We start from the raw sequence: 18,674 nt of genomic DNA, 5'->3' as shown, positions 1-18,674 counted from the left end.
GCCGCTCCCCCGGCTCACAGGAGCCGCTCCGTAGACTCTGAGCGTGAGCACGAGTCAGCAGACCGACCCGCTGATCGGCCGTCTCGTCGACGGCCGATACCGGGTTCGCGCGCGCATCGCGCGCGGCGGTATGGCTACCGTGTACGTGGCCACCGACATGCGCCTCGAGCGCAGGGTCGCGCTGAAGGTGATGCACGGCCATCTGAGCGACGACACCGTGTTCCAGAGCCGGTTCATCCAAGAGGCGCGCTCGGCCGCGCGGCTGGCAGACCCGCACGTGGTCAACGTCTTCGACCAGGGCCAGGACGGCGAGATGGCCTACCTCGTCATGGAATACCTGCCCGGCATCACGCTGCGCGAGCTCATGCGCGAGCAGAAGCGCCTGACGGTTCCGCAGACCATCACGATCATGGACGCCGTGCTCTCGGGTCTTGCTGCTGCCCACCGGGCCGGAATCGTGCACCGCGATGTGAAGCCCGAGAACGTGCTGCTCGCCGAAGACGGCCGCATCAAGATCGGCGACTTCGGACTCGCGCGTGCGACCACCGCGAACACTGCCAGCGGCGCCATGCTCATGGGGACCATCGCCTACCTCGCACCCGAGCTCGTCACCCGCGGCACCGCCGATGCGCGCAGCGACATCTACTCCCTCGGCATCCTTCTCTACGAGATGCTCGTCGGTGAGCAGCCCTACAAGGGCGAGCAGCCCATGCAGATCGCGTTCCAGCACGCGACCGACTCGGTCCCCCGCCCGAGCGCGAAGAACCCCAGCGTTCCCGAGCAGCTCGACGAGCTCGTGCTGTGGTCGACCGAGAAGGTGCCCGACGACCGTCCGACCGATGCCTCGGTCATGCTGCAGCGGCTGCGCGACATCGAGCGCGAGCTCGGGGTCGCCCCGCAGGTCGCCCGAGCCGTCGCGGTGGGGACGGCCGTCGACGACGAGGCCTTCGACTCCGGCGGATACACGAAGGTGCTGCCGGCGAACGCCGCCACGCCGACCGGGCCCACCGCCACGGTCGACGAGATCGACAACGCGGCGCGCCTGCGCGGCAAGACGCGACGACGGACCGCGCGCGGCGCCTGGCTGTTCACCCTCGTGATCCTGCTCGCCGGCCTCGCCGCCGGCACGGGGTGGTGGTTCGGATCCGGACCGGGCTCGATGGTGGCCGTGCCGTTCGTCGAGGGCGGCTCGTTCGCCGATGCCGAGGCGGCGATCGCCGCCCAATCGCTCGTCGCCGTGCAGCAAGACGTCTACGACCTCGACATCCCCGCGGGAGTCGTTGTCGGCAGTGACCCCCTGCCGGGCGTGCGGGTCGACAAGGAGTCGACGGTGTCGGTGCAGGTCTCGCTGGGGCCGAGGCCGCAACAGGTCGAGTCGCTGAACGGACGCACCGCCGACGAGGCGAGCGGGATCATCACCGCCCTGAACCTCGCCGTCGGCGACCGGGCGGAAGAATTCACCGACGCCGACGCGGGCACGGTGCTCGGCGCCACGCTCATTCCGCGCGCGGGCGGGGAGGCCGTGCCGTGCACCGACGGATGCGCCGCTCTCGAGGGCGACACCGTGTCGCTCCTCGTCTCGAAGGGCCCCGTCCCCAACGTCCGCGGCCTCAGCATCGGAGACGCGACGTCGACACTGACGCAGGCCGGTCTCGTCGTCTCCGGCGACACACGCGAAGACTTCAGCACCTCGGTCAACGAGGGCCGCGTCATCGACATGGCCGGGCGCACCGACGGCGGCAACTGGCGCCCGGGCGAGACCGTCACGCTCATCGTGTCGAAGGGGCCGCCGCTCTTCCCAATCCCGAACGTCGTCGGCATGACCCGCGATCAGGCGAAGGCTGCGCTCACCAATGCGGGCTTCACGCTCGAGTACGACACCCGCTGGGACGCCTTCCCCGACCCGTTCACGAAGGTCGAGTCGCAGACGCCCGCCGCCGAAGCGCAGCGGGTCAAGGGCACCGAGGTGTCGATCCGGATCGCCGCCTCGCTCTGACCGGCGGCGCACGCCGGGTGCGCAGCATCCGTTCGCCGTTCCCGGTGCAGGAAATGCGACGGAGGTAGGACGACCCTCGCGGTATCGTCCTACCTCCGTGCCGTGTCCTACCTCGGCATGTGCGTCAGATCTTCGCGAGCTCCTCAGCCACGAGGAACGCGAGCTCGAGGCTCTGCATGTGGTTCAGGCGCGGATCGCAGAGGCTCTCGTAGCGCGTCGCGAGAGTCGCCTCGTCGATGTGCTCCGAACCACCGAGGCACTCCGTGACGTCGTCGCCGGTGAGCTCGACGTGGATGCCGCCCGGGAACGTGCCCGCGGCGCGGTGCGCCTCGAAGAAGCCCCGCACCTCGTCGACGACGTCGTCGAAGCGACGCGTCTTGTAGCCGGTGGGCGTGGTGATGCCGTTGCCGTGCATCGGGTCGGTGACCCACAGCGGCGTCGCGCCGGAGTCGCGGACGGCCTCCAGGAGCGGCGGCAGGGCGTCGCGGATCTTGCCGGCCCCCATGCGCGTGATGAACGTCAGGCGTCCGGGCTCGCGCTCGGGGTCGAGCTTGTCGATCAGCGCGAGTGCCGTCTCGGGCGTCGTCGACGGACCGAGCTTCACCCCGATGGGGTTGCGGATCTTGGAGAAGTAGTCGATGTGCGCGCCGTCGAGGTCTCGCGTGCGCTCACCGATCCACACGAAGTGCGCCGACGTGTTGTACGGCGTTCCGGTGCGCGAGTCGATGCGCGTCATCGGGCGTTCGTAATCCATCAGCAGACCCTCGTGGCCCGTGTAGAACTCGACGCGCTTGAGCTCGTCGAAGTCGGCGCCCGCCGCCTCCATGAACTTGATGGCGCGGTCGATCTCGCCCGCGAGGCGCTCGTACTGCTGGTTGGCGGGATTCTTCGCGAAACCCTGGTTCCAGCTGTGCACCTCACGGAGGTCGGCGAAGCCGCCCTGGGTGAACGCGCGGATCAAATTGATCGTCGACGCGGCCGTGTGGTAGCCCTTCAGCAGTCGCGCGGGGTCGGCCCGGCGCGACGCCTCGGTGAAGTCGTACCCGTTGACGATGTCGCCGCGGTAGGCGGGCAGCGTGACGTCGCCGCGCGTCTCGGTGTCGCTGGAGCGGGGCTTGGCGAACTGACCCGCCATGCGCCCCATCTTCACGACCGGCATCGAGGCGCCGTAGGTGAGCACCACGGCCATCTGCAGCACCGTCTTGATGCGGTTGCGGATCTGCTCGGCGGTCGCGCCGGCGAAGGTCTCGGCGCAGTCGCCGCCCTGCAGGAGGAACGCCTTGCCCGACGCCGCGCGCGCGAGACGCTCGCGGAGCTGGTCGACCTCGCCCGCGAAGACGAGGGGAGGGAGGATGGCGAGTTCTTCGGATGCTGCGGCGGCGGCGTCGGCGTCATACCACTGCGGCTGCTGCTTGATCGGCAGAGAACGCCAGTGATCGAGTGCGTCGAGCTGAGGGAGCATCCCTGAAGTCTAGCGAGCCGAGAGGGGGGTCGCTGCGGCCTGGGCGGCGGCGAGTCTGTCCTTCACCGTCGAGGCGTACACGTCCTCGTATTCCTGCTCGCCCAGTCGTTGGAGAGCGACCATGATCTCGTCCGTCACCGAGCGCAGGATGTAGCGGTCGCCCTCCATGCCGGCGAAGCGGGAGAAGTCCAGCGGCTCGCCGATGACGATCCCCACGCGTCCGATGCGCGGGATGCGCTGTCCGATCGGCTGGATCGTGTCGGTGTCGACCATGACGACGGGCACGACGGGCACGCGCGCCTCCAGCGCCATGCGGGCAAGACCCGTCCGGCCGCGGTAGAGCTTCCCGTCGGGGCTGCGGGTGCCCTCGGGATAGATGCCCAGCAGATCGTCGCGTCCGAGGACGGCCAGCCCGGTGTTGAGCGACGCCTCCGACGCCTTGCCGCCCGACCGGTCGATGGGGATCTGACCGGTGGCCTTGAAGAAGATGCGGGTCGCCCAGCCCTTGATGCCCTTGCCGGTGAAGTAGTCGCTCTTGGCGAGGAACGCCATCGGCCGGTCGATCATGAGCGGGAGGAAGATCGAGTCGGCGAAGGAGAGATGGTTGCTCGCCAGGATGGCGGCGCCTTCGGCGGGGATGTTGCGGCGTCCGACGATCCAGGGCCGGAAGATCGCTTTCAGAACGGGTCCGATGACGATGTACTTCATGAGCCAGTAGAACATCGTCAGCGATCCCGTCCGGCGAGGTCGGCCACGCCGATGAGACCCGCGTCGTTGCCGAGTCGAGCGATCACGAAGTCGGCCACGGGCCGGTCGCCGAATCCCGGCAGAGACGTCTCGTAGGCCAGCCGCACCGGCTCGAGCAGGTCGTCGCCGAGCTGGGCCACTCCCCCGCCGATCACGAACAGCTCAGGATCCAGCACCGCCTGGAAACCGCCGCAGGCCTCGCCGAGCGCCGTCGCCACGCGGCGAAGCGCTTCAACGGCACCGGGGTCGCCCGCGAGCACCAAACGCGAGATCGACGGACCCTCGATCGTTCCCTGCTCGTCGCGGAGGGCGGCGAGGCCGGCTCCGATCGCGGGATCGTCGGCGATCTCGAGTGCCTCGCGCTGCAGCGCCCTGCCCGACGCGTACTGCTCCAGGCATCCGCTCTGCCCGCACCCGCACGGGTGACCGCCGCGGATGAATCTCATGTGCCCGAGTTCGGCGGCGATGCCGTTGCCGCCCCGGTACAGGCTGCCCTCGGCCACGATCGCTCCCCCGACGCCCGTGCCCATCGTGAGCATGACCATGTCGGAGACGCCCCGCCCGGCCCCGAAGCGGAACTCGCCCCATCCGGCGGCATTGGCGTCGTTCTCGATCGTGACGGGCGCTTCCAGGCGGGCCTCGAGGCGGGCGCGCAGCGGCTCGTTGCGCCAGTCGATGTTGGGCGCGTAGATCACGGTGCGGCGCGCGCGGTCGATGAAACCCGCCGCGGCGACGCCGATGCCGGCGACGCGGTGAGAGCGGCGGAAGTGGGAGGCCATGTCGACGACGGCATCCAGCAGAGCCTCGCCGTCGATCGGGGTGTCGACGCGGAGTTTCTCGACGATCCGGCCTTCGGCGTCCACGACGCCTCCGGCGATCTTCGTCCCGCCGATATCGATTCCGACGTTCAGCACCTCGTTGTCCCTTCCGGCCGACGCCCTCGCGACGGCGTGTGAAGTCTAGCCAAGGCGCGCGGCCCCGGATGATGCCCGAGACCCTCCGGATAGACTCGAAGCGTCCAGCGAAACCCGCCCGGTACCAAAGGAGTTGCCGTGATCCAGTTCGACGCACCCCCCGTCGTCCCCGCAGACCCGCAAGCGAACGTGAGCGATCTGCTCGTCGACCGTGTGGCGGCCAGCCCCGACCGTGCCCTGTTCGCTGTGCCCGACGGCACCGGGTGGCGCGACATCTCGGCCAAGGAGTTCCACCGCCAGGTCGTGTCGCTGGCGAAGGGGTTCGCGGCGGTCGGCATCCAGCCCGGCGACAAGGTCGCCTTCCTCGCACGCACGACCTACGACTGGACCCTCGTCGATTTCGCGCTCTTCTTCGCCGGGGCGGTCATGGTGCCCGTCTATGAAACGAGCTCGCCGGCGCAGATCCAGTGGATCCTGTCGGACTCCGGCGCGATCGCGATCATCGTCGAGTCGCCCGACCACTCGGCCCGCCTGGAAGAGGTTCGCGGCGAGCTCCCGCTCCTGCGCAACGTGTGGTCCATGCACGGCGGTGACCTCGACCGCCTCGTCTCGCAGGGAGCGAGCGTCGAGGACGACGAGATCGAGCGACGCCGCAACCTCGCGATCGGCAGCGACATCGCGACCCTCATCTACACGTCGGGCTCGACCGGCCGTCCGAAGGGCTGCGTGCTCACCCACAGCAACTTCGTCGAGCTGTCGCGCAACTCGGGCAAGGCGCTGCGAGAGGTCGTCGACGTCCCCGGAGCATCGACGCTCCTGTTCATCACCACCGCACACGTGTTCGCGCGCTTCATCTCGATCCTCAACGTGCACGCCGGCGTGAAGACCGGTCACCAGCCCGATACCAAGCAGCTCCTTCCCGCGCTCGGATCGTTCAAGCCGACCTACCTCCTCGCCGTCCCCCGCGTCTTCGAGAAGGTCTACAACTCCGCCGAGCAGAAGGCCGAAGCCGGAGGCAAGGGCAAGATCTTCCGCGCCGCCGCCGCGGCCGCCGTCCAGCACTCGCAGCTGCTGCAGGACGGAAAGCGCATCCGGCTCGGGCTGAAAGTGAAATTCGCCCTCTTCGACAAGCTCGTCTACAGCAAGCTGCGCGAGGCCATGGGCGGCCGCGTCGTCTACGCCGTCAGCGGGTCGGCCCCGCTCGGTCCGCGCCTCGGGCACTTCTTCCACAGCCTGGGCGTCGTCATCCTCGAGGGCTACGGCCTGACCGAGACCACCGCTCCCGCGACGGTGAACCTCGCCACCCGCTCGAAGATCGGCACCGTCGGCCCCGTGCTGCCGGGCGTCGGCGTGCGTCTCACCGACGAGGGCGAGATCCAGGTGCGCGGCATCAACGTGTTCAAGGAGTACTGGCGCAACCCGCAGGCGACCGCCGAGGCGTTCGACGGCGACTGGTTCCGCACCGGCGACATCGGCGCCTTCGACAACGACGGATTCCTCACGATCACGGGCCGCAAGAAGGAGATCATCGTCACCGCCGGCGGCAAGAACGTCGCCCCGGCCGTGCTCGAAGACCCCATCCGCGCCAACCCGATCGTGGGCCAGGTCGTCGTCGTCGGCGATCAGAAGCCGTTCATCTCGGCCCTCATCACCCTCGACCCCGAGATGCTGCCCACCTGGCTCGGCAACAACGGGCTGCCCGCCGACATCGCGCTGACGGATGCGGCGAAGCACGAAGCCGTCCACGCCGAGGTGCAGCGGGCGATCGACGCGGCCAACGCGCACGTGTCGCGCGCCGAGTCGATCCGCAAGTTCAGGATCCTGCCCATCGAGTGGACCGAGGCGAGCGGGCACCTCACGCCCAAGATGAGCATCAAGCGCAACGTTATCGTCGAGGACTTCGCCGACGAGATCGAGGACCTCTACGCCACGCCCGTCAACACCACGAACATCTCGCTGGCCTGAGCGCAGCCTCCGCTGAGACATCGTTTCCGGCCGAGACCCACCGCCAGACGGGGGGTTTTAGCCGGGAACGATGTCTCGTGCTGCGCGCGCGTCAGAACCAGTCGGATTCGCGGATCTCGCGCATCGCCTGACGGCGCGTCTCGGGCGGGAGACGCGAGATGAAGAGCATCCCCTCGAGGTGATCGGTCTCGTGCTGGAGCGCCTGGGCCATGAGCCCCTCGCCCTCCAGGACGAGCTCGTCGCCGTTGACGTCCATGCCGACGACCCGGGCGTAGGGGTGGCGGAGCGCTTCGTGCCAGACGTTCGGAATCGACAGGCATCCCTCGCCCACGAGCTCGGGCTCGCCGCGCGTCTCGACGAGCACCGGGTTGAGGATATAGCCGATCTCGCCGTCGACGTTGTAGCTGAACGCGCGGAGGCCGACGCCGATCTGCGGGGCGGCGAGGCCCGCGCGGTTCGGTAGGGCCACCCCCTCGACCAGGTCGCCGACGAGGGCGCGTATGCCGTCGTCGATCTCGTCGATGGGCACGCTCGGGGCGCGGAGAACGGGGTCGCCGAAGAGGCGGATCGTGCGGATGGCCATGGTCAGGCGGCCTCGGGGGCGGCGCGGAGACCGCCGATGACGGCGGCTGCGAGCTCACGCGCGGCCTTGCGGGTCGCGGGCTGCAGGTCGCGGAACACGATGGCGCTGCCCGTGCCGATGGCGGTGTCGTAGGGAACGCGCACCACCGAACGCACGCGGGTGCGGAAGTGCCCCTCGAGCTCGCTCTCGCGCACCAGCGGCGCACCGGGGCGGGCGTTGTTGAGCACGACGACCGCCTCGCGCGCCTGACGCGCGTAGCCGTTCGTCTCGAGCCAGGTCAGCGTCTCCGACGCCAGGCGCGCCTCGTCGACGCTGAGACCGGCGACGATCACGAGCTGGTCGGACAGGTCGAGGGTCGCTCCCATGACGGAGTGCACGATGCCCGTACCCGTGTCGGTCAGCACGAGGGAGTAGTAGTGGGCGGCCAGCTCCGCGACATCACGGTAGTCGCGGTCGTTGAACGCCTCGGAGACCCGCGGATCGGCATCAGACGACAGCACGTCGAGCCGCGTCTCGTCGCGGGCGACGAGGGCCGAGATGTCGGCGTAGCCGGTGACGTCGGCTCGGCCGCGCACGAGGTCTCGCACCGTGCGCGAACTGGTGCGCGAGATGCGGTCGGCGAGGGTCCCGCGGTCGGGGTTCGCGTCGACGGCGATGACACGGTCGTCGCGGGCGTCGGCGAGGGCCATCCCCAGGAGCGCCGTGATGGTCGTCTTGCCGACTCCCCCCTTGCGCGAGAGCACGGGGACGAAACGCGCCCCACCCGACAGCGGCGCGGAGATCAGACGATCCAGCTCTTTGCGAGCGCGAGCTTTCGGCCCGTCGCCCAGGTTGATGCGGTGGCCCGAGATCGAGTAGACGAGCTGCTGCCACAGGCCCTCGGGCTCGGGGCGGGAGAGCTGCGACGGGTCGAGCAGACGATCGGGCGTCAGAAGGTCGGAGCTCTCACGACTGCCGTCGAACTCGCCCAGTCGCTTCGAGGCCATCGTCACCTCGGGGTCGCGCGTGACGATGCGCTCCGACGCGTGGTCGCGGTCGATGCGCTGGTGGGCGCCGGTGTTGTTCGCCTCGCGGCGGGTCGTCGGCACGCTCCCGGTGCGCGGCGCGAGCGGCGCGGCGGAAACCGCGACGGCGGCGACGGGCGTGTCCGCCGTCGCAGGCGCAGCGGCAGCAGGGGCAGGCGTAGCGGCCGCGGGCCCAGGCGTAGCGGCGGGCTCGTCCGCTTCGGCCGGCGAATCCGCGCCCTCCTCGGCGTCGTCCGCGAGATCGACGACCTCGGTTTCGGGCTCCGGCTCGACGGGCGCAGCGGCGGCATCCGCTTCCGGCGCATCCGTCTCGGCGACGATGTCGGCGCGGTCCGCCGTGTCGGAGTCGCCGTCGAGCTCGACATCGGCCCCATCGGACTCGACCGTCACCTCGGGCTCCGTTGTCTCCGACTCGGGCACCTCGGATCCGTTCTCGGCGTCGGCGACGTCGGAGGCGCCGGATGTCTCGGGAGTACCGTGCTCGTCGTCGATGACCTCGGCGTCGATGACCTCGGCGTCGTGGATGTCCTCTGCGTCAGCGATGTCCTCGGCGTCAGCGATCTCTTCGTCGTCGACGGTCTCGGCTGCCGGCAACTCCTCCACGACGATCTCGTCGGTGGGGATCTCGTCGATCCGGATCTCGTCGCCGATGACGTCGTCGTCGTCGAGATCGTCGTCGCCGGAACCGACGGGGAGGACGACGCGCAACTGCGCCGTGGGGGTTCCGAGAAGGCCGATTCCGGCGGAGTCGAGACTGCCGGCGTCGGAGAGGACGCCGTGTTCGGCGTCTTCGGGCGGGTTCTCGTCGTGTCGATCGAGCGTCACTGCGGGTACTCCAAACGGGGATCGGGCGCGAGCGCCCATCCCCTCAGGTTACTGCGCGGGACGGATCACGACCAAAAGGTCTCCGGCGTCGACCTGCTGAGGCGACCCCACGGCGAGGCGTTCGACCACTCCCGCGACCGGTGCGGTGATCGCCGCCTCCATCTTCATGGCCTCGATCGACGCGACCGCCTGACCCGCCTCGACCCTGTCGCCCTCCGCGGATTTCAGTGTCACGACGCCCGAGAAGGGAGCCGCGACCTGGCCCGGTCGAGTCGTGTCGGCTTTCTCGGCCTGCCGCACATCGACCTCGATCGAACGGTCGCGCACGAACACCGGACGCAGTTGCCCGTTGAGGGTCGTCATGACCGTGCGCATGCCCTTGTCGTCGGCTTCGCCGATGGCTTCGAGTCCGACGAAGAGCTGAACGCCCTTCTCGATCTCGACGACGTGCTCCGCCCCGGGGACGAGACCGTAGAGGTAGTCGGGGGTGTCCAGCACGCTCAGGTCGCCGTAGGCGTCGCGCATCTCGCGGAAGATCTTCGTCGGGCCGGGGAAGAGCAGCGTGTTCAACGCCACGCGCCGCTCGGCGGACGCGCCCTCCAGAGCTGCGGACTGCTCGGGCGTCAACGGGGTGACGCCGATCTTCACGTCGCGCCCGGCGAGCACCTTCGTGCGGAACGGCTCGGGCCAGCCTCCCGGCAGATCGCCGAGTTCGCCGGCCATGAAGCCCACGACCGAGTCGGGCACGTCGTACTTCCCGGGATTCACCTCGAAGTCGGCGGGGTCGGCCCGCACCGCCGCGAGGTGCAGTGCGAGATCGCCCACCACCTTCGACGACGGTGTCACCTTCGGCACGCGGCCCAGGATCGCGTTCGCGGCCGCGTACATGTCCTCGATCAGCTCGAAGTCGTCGGCCAGGCCGAGCGCGATCGCCTGCTGGCGGAGGTTGGACAGCTGACCGCCCGGGATCTCATGGCGGTACACGCGACCGGTGGGGCCGGGAAGGCCCGACTCGAACGGCCCGTACAGGTGCCGCACGGCCTCCCAGTACGGCTCGAGGTCGGAGACGGCCTCCAGGCTCAACCCCGTGTCGCGCTCGGTGTGGGCCATCGCTGCCACGAGGGCCGACAGCGACGGCTGGCTCGTGGTGCCCGACAGGGGCGCGGCGGCCGCGTCGACAGCATCCGCCCCGGCCGCGGACGCCGCCAGGAGAGTTGCGAGCTGTCCGCCGGCCGTGTCGTGCGTGTGCACGTGCACCGGAAGGTCGAAGCGCTCGCGCAGCGCGGTGACCAGACGCGAGGCCGCGGCAGGTCGCAGAAGCCCCGCCATGTCCTTGATCGCCAGCACATGGGCGCCCGCGTCGACGATCTGCTCCGCGAGGCCGAGGTAGTAGTCGAGCGTGTAGAGCGACTCGGCGGGGTCGAGCAGGTCGCCGGTGTAGCACACGGCGACCTCGGCGACGGCCGCGCCCGTCGCGAGCACCGCGTCGATGGCGGGGCGCATCTGCGAGATGTCGTTGAGGGCGTCGAAGATGCGGAAGATGTCGACGCCGGATGCTGCGGCCTCGGCCACGAACGCGTCGGTGACCTCGGACGGGTATGGCGTGTAGCCGACGGTATTGCGTCCGCGCAGCAGCATCTGCAGGGCGACGTTCGGCAGTGCCGTGCGCAGGGCGTCGAGGCGTTCCCACGGGTCTTCGCCGAGGAAACGCAGTGCCACGTCGTAGGTCGCGCCGCCCCACGCCTCGACCGAGAGCAGCTCGGGGGTCATTCGCGCCACGTAGGGCGCGACGGTGACGAGGTCTTTCGTGCGCACCCGTGTCGCGAGGAGTGACTGGTGGGCGTCACGGAACGTGGTGTCGGTGACGGCGAGGGCGGTCTGTTCGCGCAGGGCCCGCGCGAATCCCGCGGGGCCGAGCTCGTGCAGTCGCTGGCGCGACCCGGCGGGGGCCGGGGCCAGCAGGTCGAGGGCGGGGAGCTTGGAGCGGGGCTCGACCGACAGCGGGTTCTGCCCGTTCGGCCGGTTGACCGTGGCGTCGACGAGCCAGTTCAGCATCTTCGTACCGCGGTCTTTCGACTCGCGGCCGCGCAGCAGTCCGGGGCGCTCGTCGATGAAGGACGTGCTCACGTCGCCGGCGACGAAGGCCGGGTCGTCGAGCACGGCCTGGAGGAAGGGGATGTTCGTGGAGACACCGCGGATGCGGAACTCCGCGAGAGCACGACGCGCGCGCGCGACGGCGGCGCCGAAGTCGCGCCCGCGGCACGTCAGCTTCGCCAGCATCGAGTCGAAGTGGGGACTGACCTGTGATCCGGCCGCCGTCGTGCCGCCGTCGAGGCGGATGCCGGCGCCGCCGGGCGAGCGGTACGTCGTGATCTTGCCGGTGTCGGGGCGGAACCCCTGCGTGGGGTCCTCCGTCGTGATGCGGCACTGGAGGGCGGCGCCGCGCAGGCGGATGTCGCCCTGTGTGAGGCCGAGGTCGACGAGGGTCTGGCCTGCGGCGATCCGCATCTGCGACTGCACGAGGTCGACGTCGGTGACCTCTTCGGTCACGGTGTGCTCGACCTGGATGCGCGGGTTCATCTCGATGAAGACGACGTCGCCGGTGCGGGGGCCGGCGGTCTCGAGAAGGAACTCGACCGTGCCGGCGTTCTGGTAGCCGATCGACCGGGCGAACGCCACGGCGTACCGGTGCAGATCGTCGCGGATGCCCTCGTCGAGATTCGGGGCGGGAGCGATCTCGATGACCTTCTGGTGACGCCGCTGCACCGAGCAGTCGCGCTCGAACAGGTGCACGGTCTCGCCCGCCTGATCGGCGAGGATCTGCACCTCGATGTGGCGAGGCCGCTGCACGGCCTGCTCGAGGAACATCCTCGCGTCGCCGAAGGCGCTCTGCGCCTCGCGCATGGCCTCCGCCAGCGCCGGTGCGAGCTCCGCCGCATCCGCCACGCGGCGCATTCCTCGCCCGCCGCCTCCGGCGACCGCCTTCGCGAACAGCGGGAATCCGATGTCGTCCGCGTGGGCGACGAGAGCGTCGATGTCGTCGGATGCTTCGGTGGATCGCAGAACGGGAACACCCGCCGAGATGGCGTGGTGCTTCGCGGTGACCTTGTTGCCCGCCATCTCGAGCACCGCGGCAGGCGGGCCGATGAAGGCGATGCCGTTCGCGGCGGCCTGCTCGGCGAGGTCGGGGTTCTCGGAGAGGAAGCCGTAACCCGGGTAGATCGCGTCGGCACCCGACTCCTTCGCGACGCGGATGATCTCCGCGACGTCGAGGTACGCACGCACGGGGTGACCCCGCTCGCCGATCAGGTAGGCCTCGTCGGCCTTCAGCCGGTGGAGGGAACTGCGGTCTTCGTAGGGGAACACCGCGACGGTGCGGGCGCCGACTTCATACGCCGCACGGAACGCGCGGATCGCGATCTCCCCACGGTTGGCGACGAGGATCTTCCGGAACATTCGCACCTCACTGAGCAGACGACCTAAGGGGGCAAAGTGTGCTCACAGCCTAGGGGACGGTAACGTAGGGGATCGTGCACGTTCTCTCGGTCAGCTCGCTCAAAGGTGGGGTCGGCAAGACCACCGTGACGCTCGGGCTCGCCTCAGCAGCGTTCGCGCGTGGTGTCCGCACCCTCGTCGTGGATCTCGATCCCCAATCGGATGTCTCCACCGGCATGGACATCCAGGTCGCGGGGCGCCTCAATGTCGCCGACGTCCTCGCCAATCCGCGAGAGAAGGTCGTTCGTCAGGCGATCACCTCGTCGGGGTGGGCGAAGGTCCACCCGGGAACGATCGACGTTCTCATCGGCAGTCCCTCGGCGATCAACTTCGACGGACCGCACCCGAGCGTGCGCGACGTGTGGAAGCTCGAGGAGGCACTCGCGACGATCGAGGCCGACTACGACCTCGTCCTCATCGACTGCGCGCCGTCGCTCAACGCCCTCACGCGCACCGCGTGGGCGGCCTCCGACCGCGTGATCGTGGTCACCGAGCCCGGGCTCTTCTCCGTCGCGGCCGCCGACCGCGCGCTGCGCGCGATCGAAGAGATCCGTCGAGGCCTCTCCCCCCGTCTCCAGCCGCTCGGTGTCGTCGTCAACCGCGTACGCCCCCAATCGATCGAGCACCAGTTCCGCATCAAGGAATTGCGTGACATGTTCGGCCCCCTCGTGCTGAACCCCCAGCTGCCCGAGCGCACGTCGCTGCAGCAGGCTCAGGGCGCGGCGAAGCCATTGCACGTCTGGCCGGGCGATTCGGCGCAGGAGCTCGCGGCCGACTTCGACGCGCTGCTCGACCGCATCATGCGCACCGGCCGCATCCCGGTACCGGGCGACGCCCGCGCCTGACGGGCGTCACGGCCGCCCGGTCGGCAGCAGCAGCACTCGACGGTGACGTCTCGACGGGCACCCCCGCTCCGCTCGACGCGCCCAGCGACCGCTGGCATCGACGACGGCCTGGACGGCGCGCAAGAAGAGGCGGACGTGCCGACCCCCGACGTGCCGGCGGGGGGTCTACGCGGTGCGCTTGGTGCGGCGAGCGGCGAGCTCGTCGACGGGATCGATCACGGTGGCATCGAAGTCGATGAGCGTCGTCTCGACCTCGCGCAGCACCTTGCCGACCGCGATGCCGAAGACACCCTGTCCGCGGCTGACGAGGTCGATGACCTCGTCGTTGGAGGTGCACAGGTAGACGGAGGCCCCGTCGCTCATGAGCGTGGTGCCCGCGAGATCGCGGATGCCCGACGCCCGGAGCTGCTCGACGGCCGTGCGGATCTGCTGGAGCGAGATGCCGGTGTCGAGAAGGCGCTTGACGAGCTTCAGGACAAGGATGTCGCGGAAACCATAGAGCCGCTGCGAACCCGAGCCGCTCGCACCGCGGACGGTGGGTTCGACGAGTTCGGTGCGCGCCCAGTAGTCGAGCTGACGGTACGTGATGCCGGCGGCGCGAGCGGCCACCGCTCCGCGGTATCCCACCTCGTCGTCGAGACCGGGAAGACCGTCGGTGAAGAGGAGTTCCGCCGAGAAACCAGGTTCTCCGACAGCGTCGCCAGCGTTCATGCCGTCGTGCCTCCTCATGTGATCTCTCCCCACGCTAGAACAGCCCCGACCCTCCGGCAATGACATCCGCTCCCCGGGCCCCGGCGTGTCGCAAAGGTCACGAGAACATCACGACAACAGACGATCGATCGCCCCGCGGACGAAGATCGCACGCACCTCGTCGAGGCGCTTGGCGAGCTCGGGCGCGAGCTCGTTCGCGCGCGCCCGGGACGCCGTGTCGGGGCGGCGCAGGAGCGCGGACAGGGCCGATTCGATCAGCGTGGCCTCGCGCTCTGCGCTCTGGCGCAGCGACCGCATGTGACGAGGCTCGATGCCGTGGCGGTCGAGCGCGACGAGCGCCCTCAACAGCGTGACCGTCTGCTCGGTGTACGAGTCTGCACCCACGATGACACCGGTCGAGATCGCGTCGTTGAGCAGCTGAGGGGCGGCTCCGGCCGCGGAGAGCAGTTCGTCGCGGCGGTATCGACGCGGCGCAGGAACGATCGAGGGCACCGATGACGGCGAGGCGGGCTCGCGACCGGCATCGACGTCGGCGAGATACTCGCGGATCACCGACAGCGGCAGGTAGTGATCACGCTGCAGGGTGAGAGCGAGGCGCAACCGCTCCAGGTCGGCGGCCGAGAACTTGCGGTAGCCCGAATCGGTGCGCGTCGGGGTGATGATGCCCTGCACCTCGAGGAAACGCAGCTTGCTCGAGGTGAGCGCCGGGAAGTCGGGAGTCAGACGCGCGAGCACCTGGCCGATGCTGAGAAGGCCCGCGGTCGCCGTGGACCTGCCACGGGCGGATGCGGCGGGCATCAGGCGTCGGCCGCCTGCTGCAGGTCGGCGGGCGAGACGAAGAAGTTGAGACGGAATTTGCCGATGCGCACCTCGGCGCCGTTCACCAGCGCTGCGCGGTCGACGCGTTCGCCGTTCACGTACGTGCCGTTGAGCGAGCGCTGATCGACGATGTCGAATCGGGTGCCCTCTCGGGTGATTTCCGAGTGCCGACGCGAGACGGTGACGTCGTCGAAGAAGATGTCGGCCTCGGGGTGGCGTCCGACGGTCGTGACATCGGTGTCGAGCAGGTAGCGCGCCCCCGCCGTCGGACCGGAGCGGACGATCAGCAGAGCGGCGCGCGACGGCAGCGCCCCGATCGCCTCGAGCTCGGCCTCGCTGAGGTCGGCGCCGAAGGGGATGAACGACAGGTCGGAATCGTGTCCGAAAGTCTGCGTCATGTCGTGCGGGAGTCGCTCGGAAGCGCGCTCGTCGGAGCCGCGGCGCACGTCCTCCGGCTCAGGTCGACGGGTCTCGTCCACAGGTCCTCCTTCGCTCCCCAAACCTTATCCGATGACAGTAGTGTCCACAGACCCGCGCGAGCACCCCGGATACGCTGGACGGGTGACTTCCTCCCCTCTGCGCACCCGCCGCCGCGCACCGTTCGCGGTGGCCGCGGCCCTCCTCGCCCTGTTCGCCGTCTTCGGGCCCGCGTCGCCCGTTTCCGCCCACGATCAGCTCGTTTCGACCGACCCGGCCGCCGATGCGGTACTCACGGCGCTGCCGGCGGAGATCACCCTGTCGTTCAGCGCCGAACTGCTCGGCGACGGCGCATCGAACGTGGTGGAGGTGACGGATGCTGCGGGCACGTCGCTCATCGAGGGCACGGCGGTCGTCGACGGCGTCACCGTGACCCAGGCGCTCACGGGCACGGCGTCCGGTGCGATCTCGGTGATCTGGCGCGTCGTCTCGAGCGACGGACACCCGATCTCGGGTGAGTTCGCGTTCACGGTCGACGCCCCCGCGCCCCCGACGTCCGCGCCGACCGAGACCACGGCTCCCGAGACCACGGCTCCCGAGACTCCCGAGCCGACCATGACGACGATGACACCGCCCGAGACGGACGAGCCGACCACGACGACCGCGCCCGACAGCGAAGCATCCGCCTCGAACCCCCTCCCCTGGATCATCGGGGTCGTCGTCGTGCTCGCCGTGATCGGTGTCGTGCTGTACCTGCTCGTGCTGCGCCCCCGGGGTCGCAACGGCGGGGGCTCGACGGGCGACCGGCCGACCACCGACGACTAGGCTGGAACCATGCCTCATTACGACGTCGTCATCCTCGGCGCGGGCCCCGGCGGGTATGTCGCGGCAGTGCGAAGCGCCCAGCTCGGACTGTCCACCGCGATCATCGAAGAGAAGTACTGGGGCGGTGTGTGCCTCAACGTGGGCTGCATCCCCTCGAAGGCTCTCATCCGCAACGCCGACCTCGCTCACACCTTCCACTCGCAGGCGGATCTGTTCGGGATCTCCGGCGATGTCTCGTTCGACTTCGGGGTGGCCTGGGACCGCAGCCGTAAGGTCGCGGATACCCACGTCAAGGGCATCCACTACCTCATGAAGAAGAACAAGGTCACCGAATACGAGGGCCGCGGTACCTTCCTCGACGCGAACAGCATCGAGGTCGCGAAGGCCGACGGGTCGACCGAGAAGGTCACCTTCGACAACGCCATCATCTCGACCGGGTCGACCGTGCGCCTCCTCCCGGGTGTGACGCTGAGCGAGAACGTCGTCACCTACGAGGAGCAGATCCTCAACCGCGATCTGCCCGAATCGATCGTCGTCGTCGGCGCCGGCGCCATCGGCATGGAGTTCGCCTACGTGCTGACGAACTACGGCGTCAAGGTCACGATCATCGAGTTCCTCGACCGTGCCCTCCCCAACGAGGACGTCGAGGTCTCGAAGGAGATCCAGAAGCAGTACAAGAAGTACGGCGTCGACATCCTCACCTCTACCAAGGTCGAGACCGTGGTCGACTCCGGCGACAAGGTCACCGTCACCTACACAGGGAAAGACGGCGCCCAGGGCTCCATCGACGCCGACCGCGTGCTCATGTCGATCGGTTTCGCGCCCCGCGTCGAGGGCTTCGGTCTCGACAAGACGGGTGTCGAGCTCACCGAGCGCGGCGCGATCGCGATCGACGACTACATGCGCACCAACGTGCCGCACATCTACGCGATCGGTGACGTCACCGCGAAGCTGCAGCTCGCGCACGTGGCCGAGGCGCAGGGCGTCGTGGCCGCCGAGACGATCGGAAAGGCTGAGACCCAGACGCTGGGCGACTACCGCATGATGCCGCGCGCGACGTTCTGCTCGCCGCAGGTCGCGAGCTTCGGACTCACCGAGCAGCAGGCACGCGACGCCGGTCACGACGTGAAGGTCGCGAAGTTCCCCTTCTCGGCGAACGGCAAGGCGAACGGCCTCGGCGAACCCATCGGGTTCGTGAAGCTCATCGCCGACGCCGAGCACCTCGAGCTGCTCGGAGGCCACCTCATCGGACCCGACGTGTCGGAGCTCCTCCCCGAGCTCACGCTTGCGCAGAAGTGGGATCTCACCGCTCTCGAGGCCGCCCGCAACGTCCACACCCACCCGACCCTGTCGGAGGCGGTGCAAGAAGCGTTCCACGGTCTTGCGGGACACATGATCAATATCTGACACTGAACACAACCGCGACGCCGCCCCGATTCGAAGCCGGGGGCGGCGTCGCGGTGTTTTCTGCCCGCGCACGAGGTGAGGTGGGCCGCGTTGAGGTGAGGTACGCGGCTCAGAAGGGCACGGCTCAGAAGGGCACTGGCTCGCGCGGGCGGGGGCACGGGCCGGGAGGGCACGGGCCAGGAGGGCGCGGGCCAGGAGGGCGCGGGTCAGAAGGGTGCGGTGGCTTGGGGTGAGCGGTCGTCGTCGGGTGCGGGTCGGAAGACGGGGACTTTCCGTTCCGGTCGCACGATGAATCGTCTGCCCCCGGGGGATTTCCATTCGAGTGCGCCGCCGCTGTCGGGGATCTGTCTCACGCGCCACCCGCCGTGGTGCTTGATGGTGTGGTGCCCGACGCAGAGGGGGCCGAGGTTGGTTAGTTCGGTGGTGCCGCCGTGTTCCCACGCGAGTTGGTGGTCGATCTGACACCGGCGGGCGGGTGTTCCGCATCCGGGGGCCATACAGGTCGCCGCCCGCCATTCCACGAGCCGTCGTAACGCCGCCGGGGTGCGGTACTGGTCACGGCCGACGGAGAGCACCATCCCCGTCTCGGGGTGGGTGAGCACCCGCATCCACCCGTCCGCGCCGCCGCAGAGTTCCCG

The 18,674-nt window shown here is 69.4% G+C and carries 15 protein-coding genes; 5 read left to right on the top strand and 10 right to left on the bottom strand.

Annotated features, from left to right (window positions below; genetic code table 11):
• Positions 1-43 precede the first annotated feature (43 nt).
• Positions 44-1,996 carry a Stk1 family PASTA domain-containing Ser/Thr kinase gene (gene pknB / locus DEA06_RS12825; RefSeq protein WP_116648405.1) on the top strand — a complete coding sequence of 651 codons (1,953 nt, stop codon included), beginning with the start codon at positions 44-46 and terminating at the stop codon, positions 1,994-1,996.
• A gap of 124 nt (positions 1,997-2,120) precedes the next feature.
• Here pknB and DEA06_RS12820 read toward each other — a convergent pair whose 3' ends face one another.
• Genes DEA06_RS12820 through DEA06_RS12810 form a run of 3 tightly spaced genes read right to left on the bottom strand, consistent with a single transcriptional unit; the run spans position 2,121 to position 5,119 of the window.
• Entirely contained in the window at positions 2,121-3,458 is a 1,338-nt protein-coding gene (locus tag DEA06_RS12820) for a 3-deoxy-7-phosphoheptulonate synthase class II (protein ID WP_116648404.1), read from the bottom strand.
• Between the two features lie 9 nt (positions 3,459-3,467).
• Positions 3,468-4,181: a lysophospholipid acyltransferase family protein gene (locus DEA06_RS12815; RefSeq protein WP_116648403.1), complete on the bottom strand. Its 714-nt coding sequence runs from the start codon at positions 4,179-4,181 to the stop codon at positions 3,468-3,470.
• A 2-nt stretch (positions 4,182-4,183) separates the two neighbouring features.
• Entirely contained in the window at positions 4,184-5,119 is a 936-nt protein-coding gene (locus DEA06_RS12810; protein WP_116648402.1) for an ROK family glucokinase, read from the bottom strand.
• 138 nt (positions 5,120-5,257) lie between these two features.
• On the opposite strand from DEA06_RS12810, the gene DEA06_RS12805 reads away from it, so the two are divergent.
• Positions 5,258-7,084, top strand: a complete 1,827-nt coding sequence (locus DEA06_RS12805) for an AMP-dependent synthetase/ligase (protein ID WP_116648401.1) — start codon at positions 5,258-5,260, stop codon at positions 7,082-7,084.
• Positions 7,085-7,175: 91 nt separating this feature from the next.
• Here DEA06_RS12805 and DEA06_RS12800 read toward each other — a convergent pair whose 3' ends face one another.
• Genes DEA06_RS12800 through DEA06_RS12790 form a run of 3 tightly spaced genes read right to left on the bottom strand, consistent with a single transcriptional unit; the run spans position 7,176 to position 12,973 of the window.
• On the bottom strand, positions 7,176-7,667 hold the full coding sequence (locus DEA06_RS12800; protein ID WP_116648400.1) for a peptide deformylase: 492 nt from the start codon (positions 7,665-7,667) through the stop codon (positions 7,176-7,178).
• A 2-nt stretch (positions 7,668-7,669) separates the two neighbouring features.
• Complete coding sequence (locus DEA06_RS12795) at positions 7,670-9,517, bottom strand: MinD/ParA family protein (protein WP_240606941.1); 1,848 nt, start codon at positions 9,515-9,517, stop codon at positions 7,670-7,672.
• A gap of 48 nt (positions 9,518-9,565) precedes the next feature.
• On the bottom strand, positions 9,566-12,973 hold the full coding sequence (locus DEA06_RS12790; protein WP_116648398.1) for a pyruvate carboxylase: 3,408 nt from the start codon (positions 12,971-12,973) through the stop codon (positions 9,566-9,568).
• A gap of 74 nt (positions 12,974-13,047) precedes the next feature.
• On the opposite strand from DEA06_RS12790, the gene DEA06_RS12785 reads away from it, so the two are divergent.
• On the top strand, positions 13,048-13,857 hold the full coding sequence (locus DEA06_RS12785) for a ParA family protein (RefSeq protein WP_116648397.1): 810 nt from the start codon (positions 13,048-13,050) through the stop codon (positions 13,855-13,857).
• A gap of 165 nt (positions 13,858-14,022) precedes the next feature.
• Here DEA06_RS12785 and DEA06_RS12780 read toward each other — a convergent pair whose 3' ends face one another.
• The 3 genes from DEA06_RS12780 to DEA06_RS12770 all read right to left on the bottom strand — a co-directional run bounded on the left by DEA06_RS12780 (position 14,023) and on the right by DEA06_RS12770 (position 15,866).
• On the bottom strand, positions 14,023-14,568 hold the full coding sequence (locus DEA06_RS12780) for a MerR family transcriptional regulator (RefSeq protein WP_116648396.1): 546 nt from the start codon (positions 14,566-14,568) through the stop codon (positions 14,023-14,025).
• 108 nt (positions 14,569-14,676) lie between these two features.
• Complete coding sequence (locus DEA06_RS12775) at positions 14,677-15,366, bottom strand: MerR family transcriptional regulator (RefSeq protein ID WP_116648395.1); 690 nt, start codon at positions 15,364-15,366, stop codon at positions 14,677-14,679.
• The gene (locus DEA06_RS12770) at positions 15,366-15,866 is read right to left on the bottom strand and encodes an FHA domain-containing protein (RefSeq protein ID WP_116648394.1); all 501 of its coding nucleotides are present in this window, start codon (positions 15,864-15,866) and stop codon (positions 15,366-15,368) included. The genes DEA06_RS12775 and DEA06_RS12770 overlap by 1 nt, the downstream gene beginning before the upstream one ends.
• A gap of 82 nt (positions 15,867-15,948) precedes the next feature.
• Here DEA06_RS12770 and DEA06_RS12765 point away from each other — a divergent pair, with 82 nt between their 5' ends.
• Both DEA06_RS12765 and lpdA read left to right on the top strand, forming a co-directional pair.
• Positions 15,949-16,629, top strand: coding sequence for a copper resistance CopC family protein (locus DEA06_RS12765; protein WP_240606940.1), 681 nt, complete (start codon positions 15,949-15,951; stop codon positions 16,627-16,629).
• Positions 16,630-16,638: 9 nt separating this feature from the next.
• Positions 16,639-18,036 carry a dihydrolipoyl dehydrogenase gene (gene lpdA, locus DEA06_RS12760; RefSeq protein ID WP_116648392.1) on the top strand — a complete coding sequence of 466 codons (1,398 nt, stop codon included), beginning with the start codon at positions 16,639-16,641 and terminating at the stop codon, positions 18,034-18,036.
• Positions 18,037-18,242: 206 nt separating this feature from the next.
• Here the strand turns inward: lpdA and DEA06_RS16735 are convergent.
• The coding region (locus DEA06_RS16735; protein WP_133241767.1) for an HNH endonuclease signature motif containing protein at positions 18,243-18,674 on the bottom strand (432 nt) is incomplete at its 5' end.

The sequence above is a fragment of the Microbacterium sp. Gd 4-13 genome (assembly GCF_003095395.1).
GTDB lineage: Bacteria > Actinomycetota > Actinomycetes > Actinomycetales > Microbacteriaceae > Microbacterium.
This window is presented reverse-complemented; position numbering and strand designations above follow the sequence as displayed.

What these genes read in the sequence shown, in the direction of transcription:
- DEA06_RS12790 (WP_116648398.1), bottom strand. Translation starts at nt 12,973, where the DNA reads ATGTTCCGGAAGATCCTCGTCGCCAACCGTGGGGAGATCGCGATCCGC.
- lpdA (WP_116648392.1), top strand. Translation starts at nt 16,639, where the DNA reads ATGCCTCATTACGACGTCGTCATCCTCGGCGCGGGCCCCGGCGGGTAT.
- DEA06_RS12780 (WP_116648396.1), bottom strand. Translation starts at nt 14,568, where the DNA reads ATGAACGCTGGCGACGCTGTCGGAGAACCTGGTTTCTCGGCGGAACTC.
- DEA06_RS12815 (WP_116648403.1), bottom strand. Translation starts at nt 4,181, where the DNA reads ATGTTCTACTGGCTCATGAAGTACATCGTCATCGGACCCGTTCTGAAA.
- DEA06_RS12820 (WP_116648404.1), bottom strand. Translation starts at nt 3,458, where the DNA reads ATGCTCCCTCAGCTCGACGCACTCGATCACTGGCGTTCTCTGCCGATC.
- DEA06_RS12800 (WP_116648400.1), bottom strand. Translation starts at nt 7,667, where the DNA reads ATGGCCATCCGCACGATCCGCCTCTTCGGCGACCCCGTTCTCCGCGCC.
- DEA06_RS12775 (WP_116648395.1), bottom strand. Translation starts at nt 15,366, where the DNA reads ATGCCCGCCGCATCCGCCCGTGGCAGGTCCACGGCGACCGCGGGCCTT.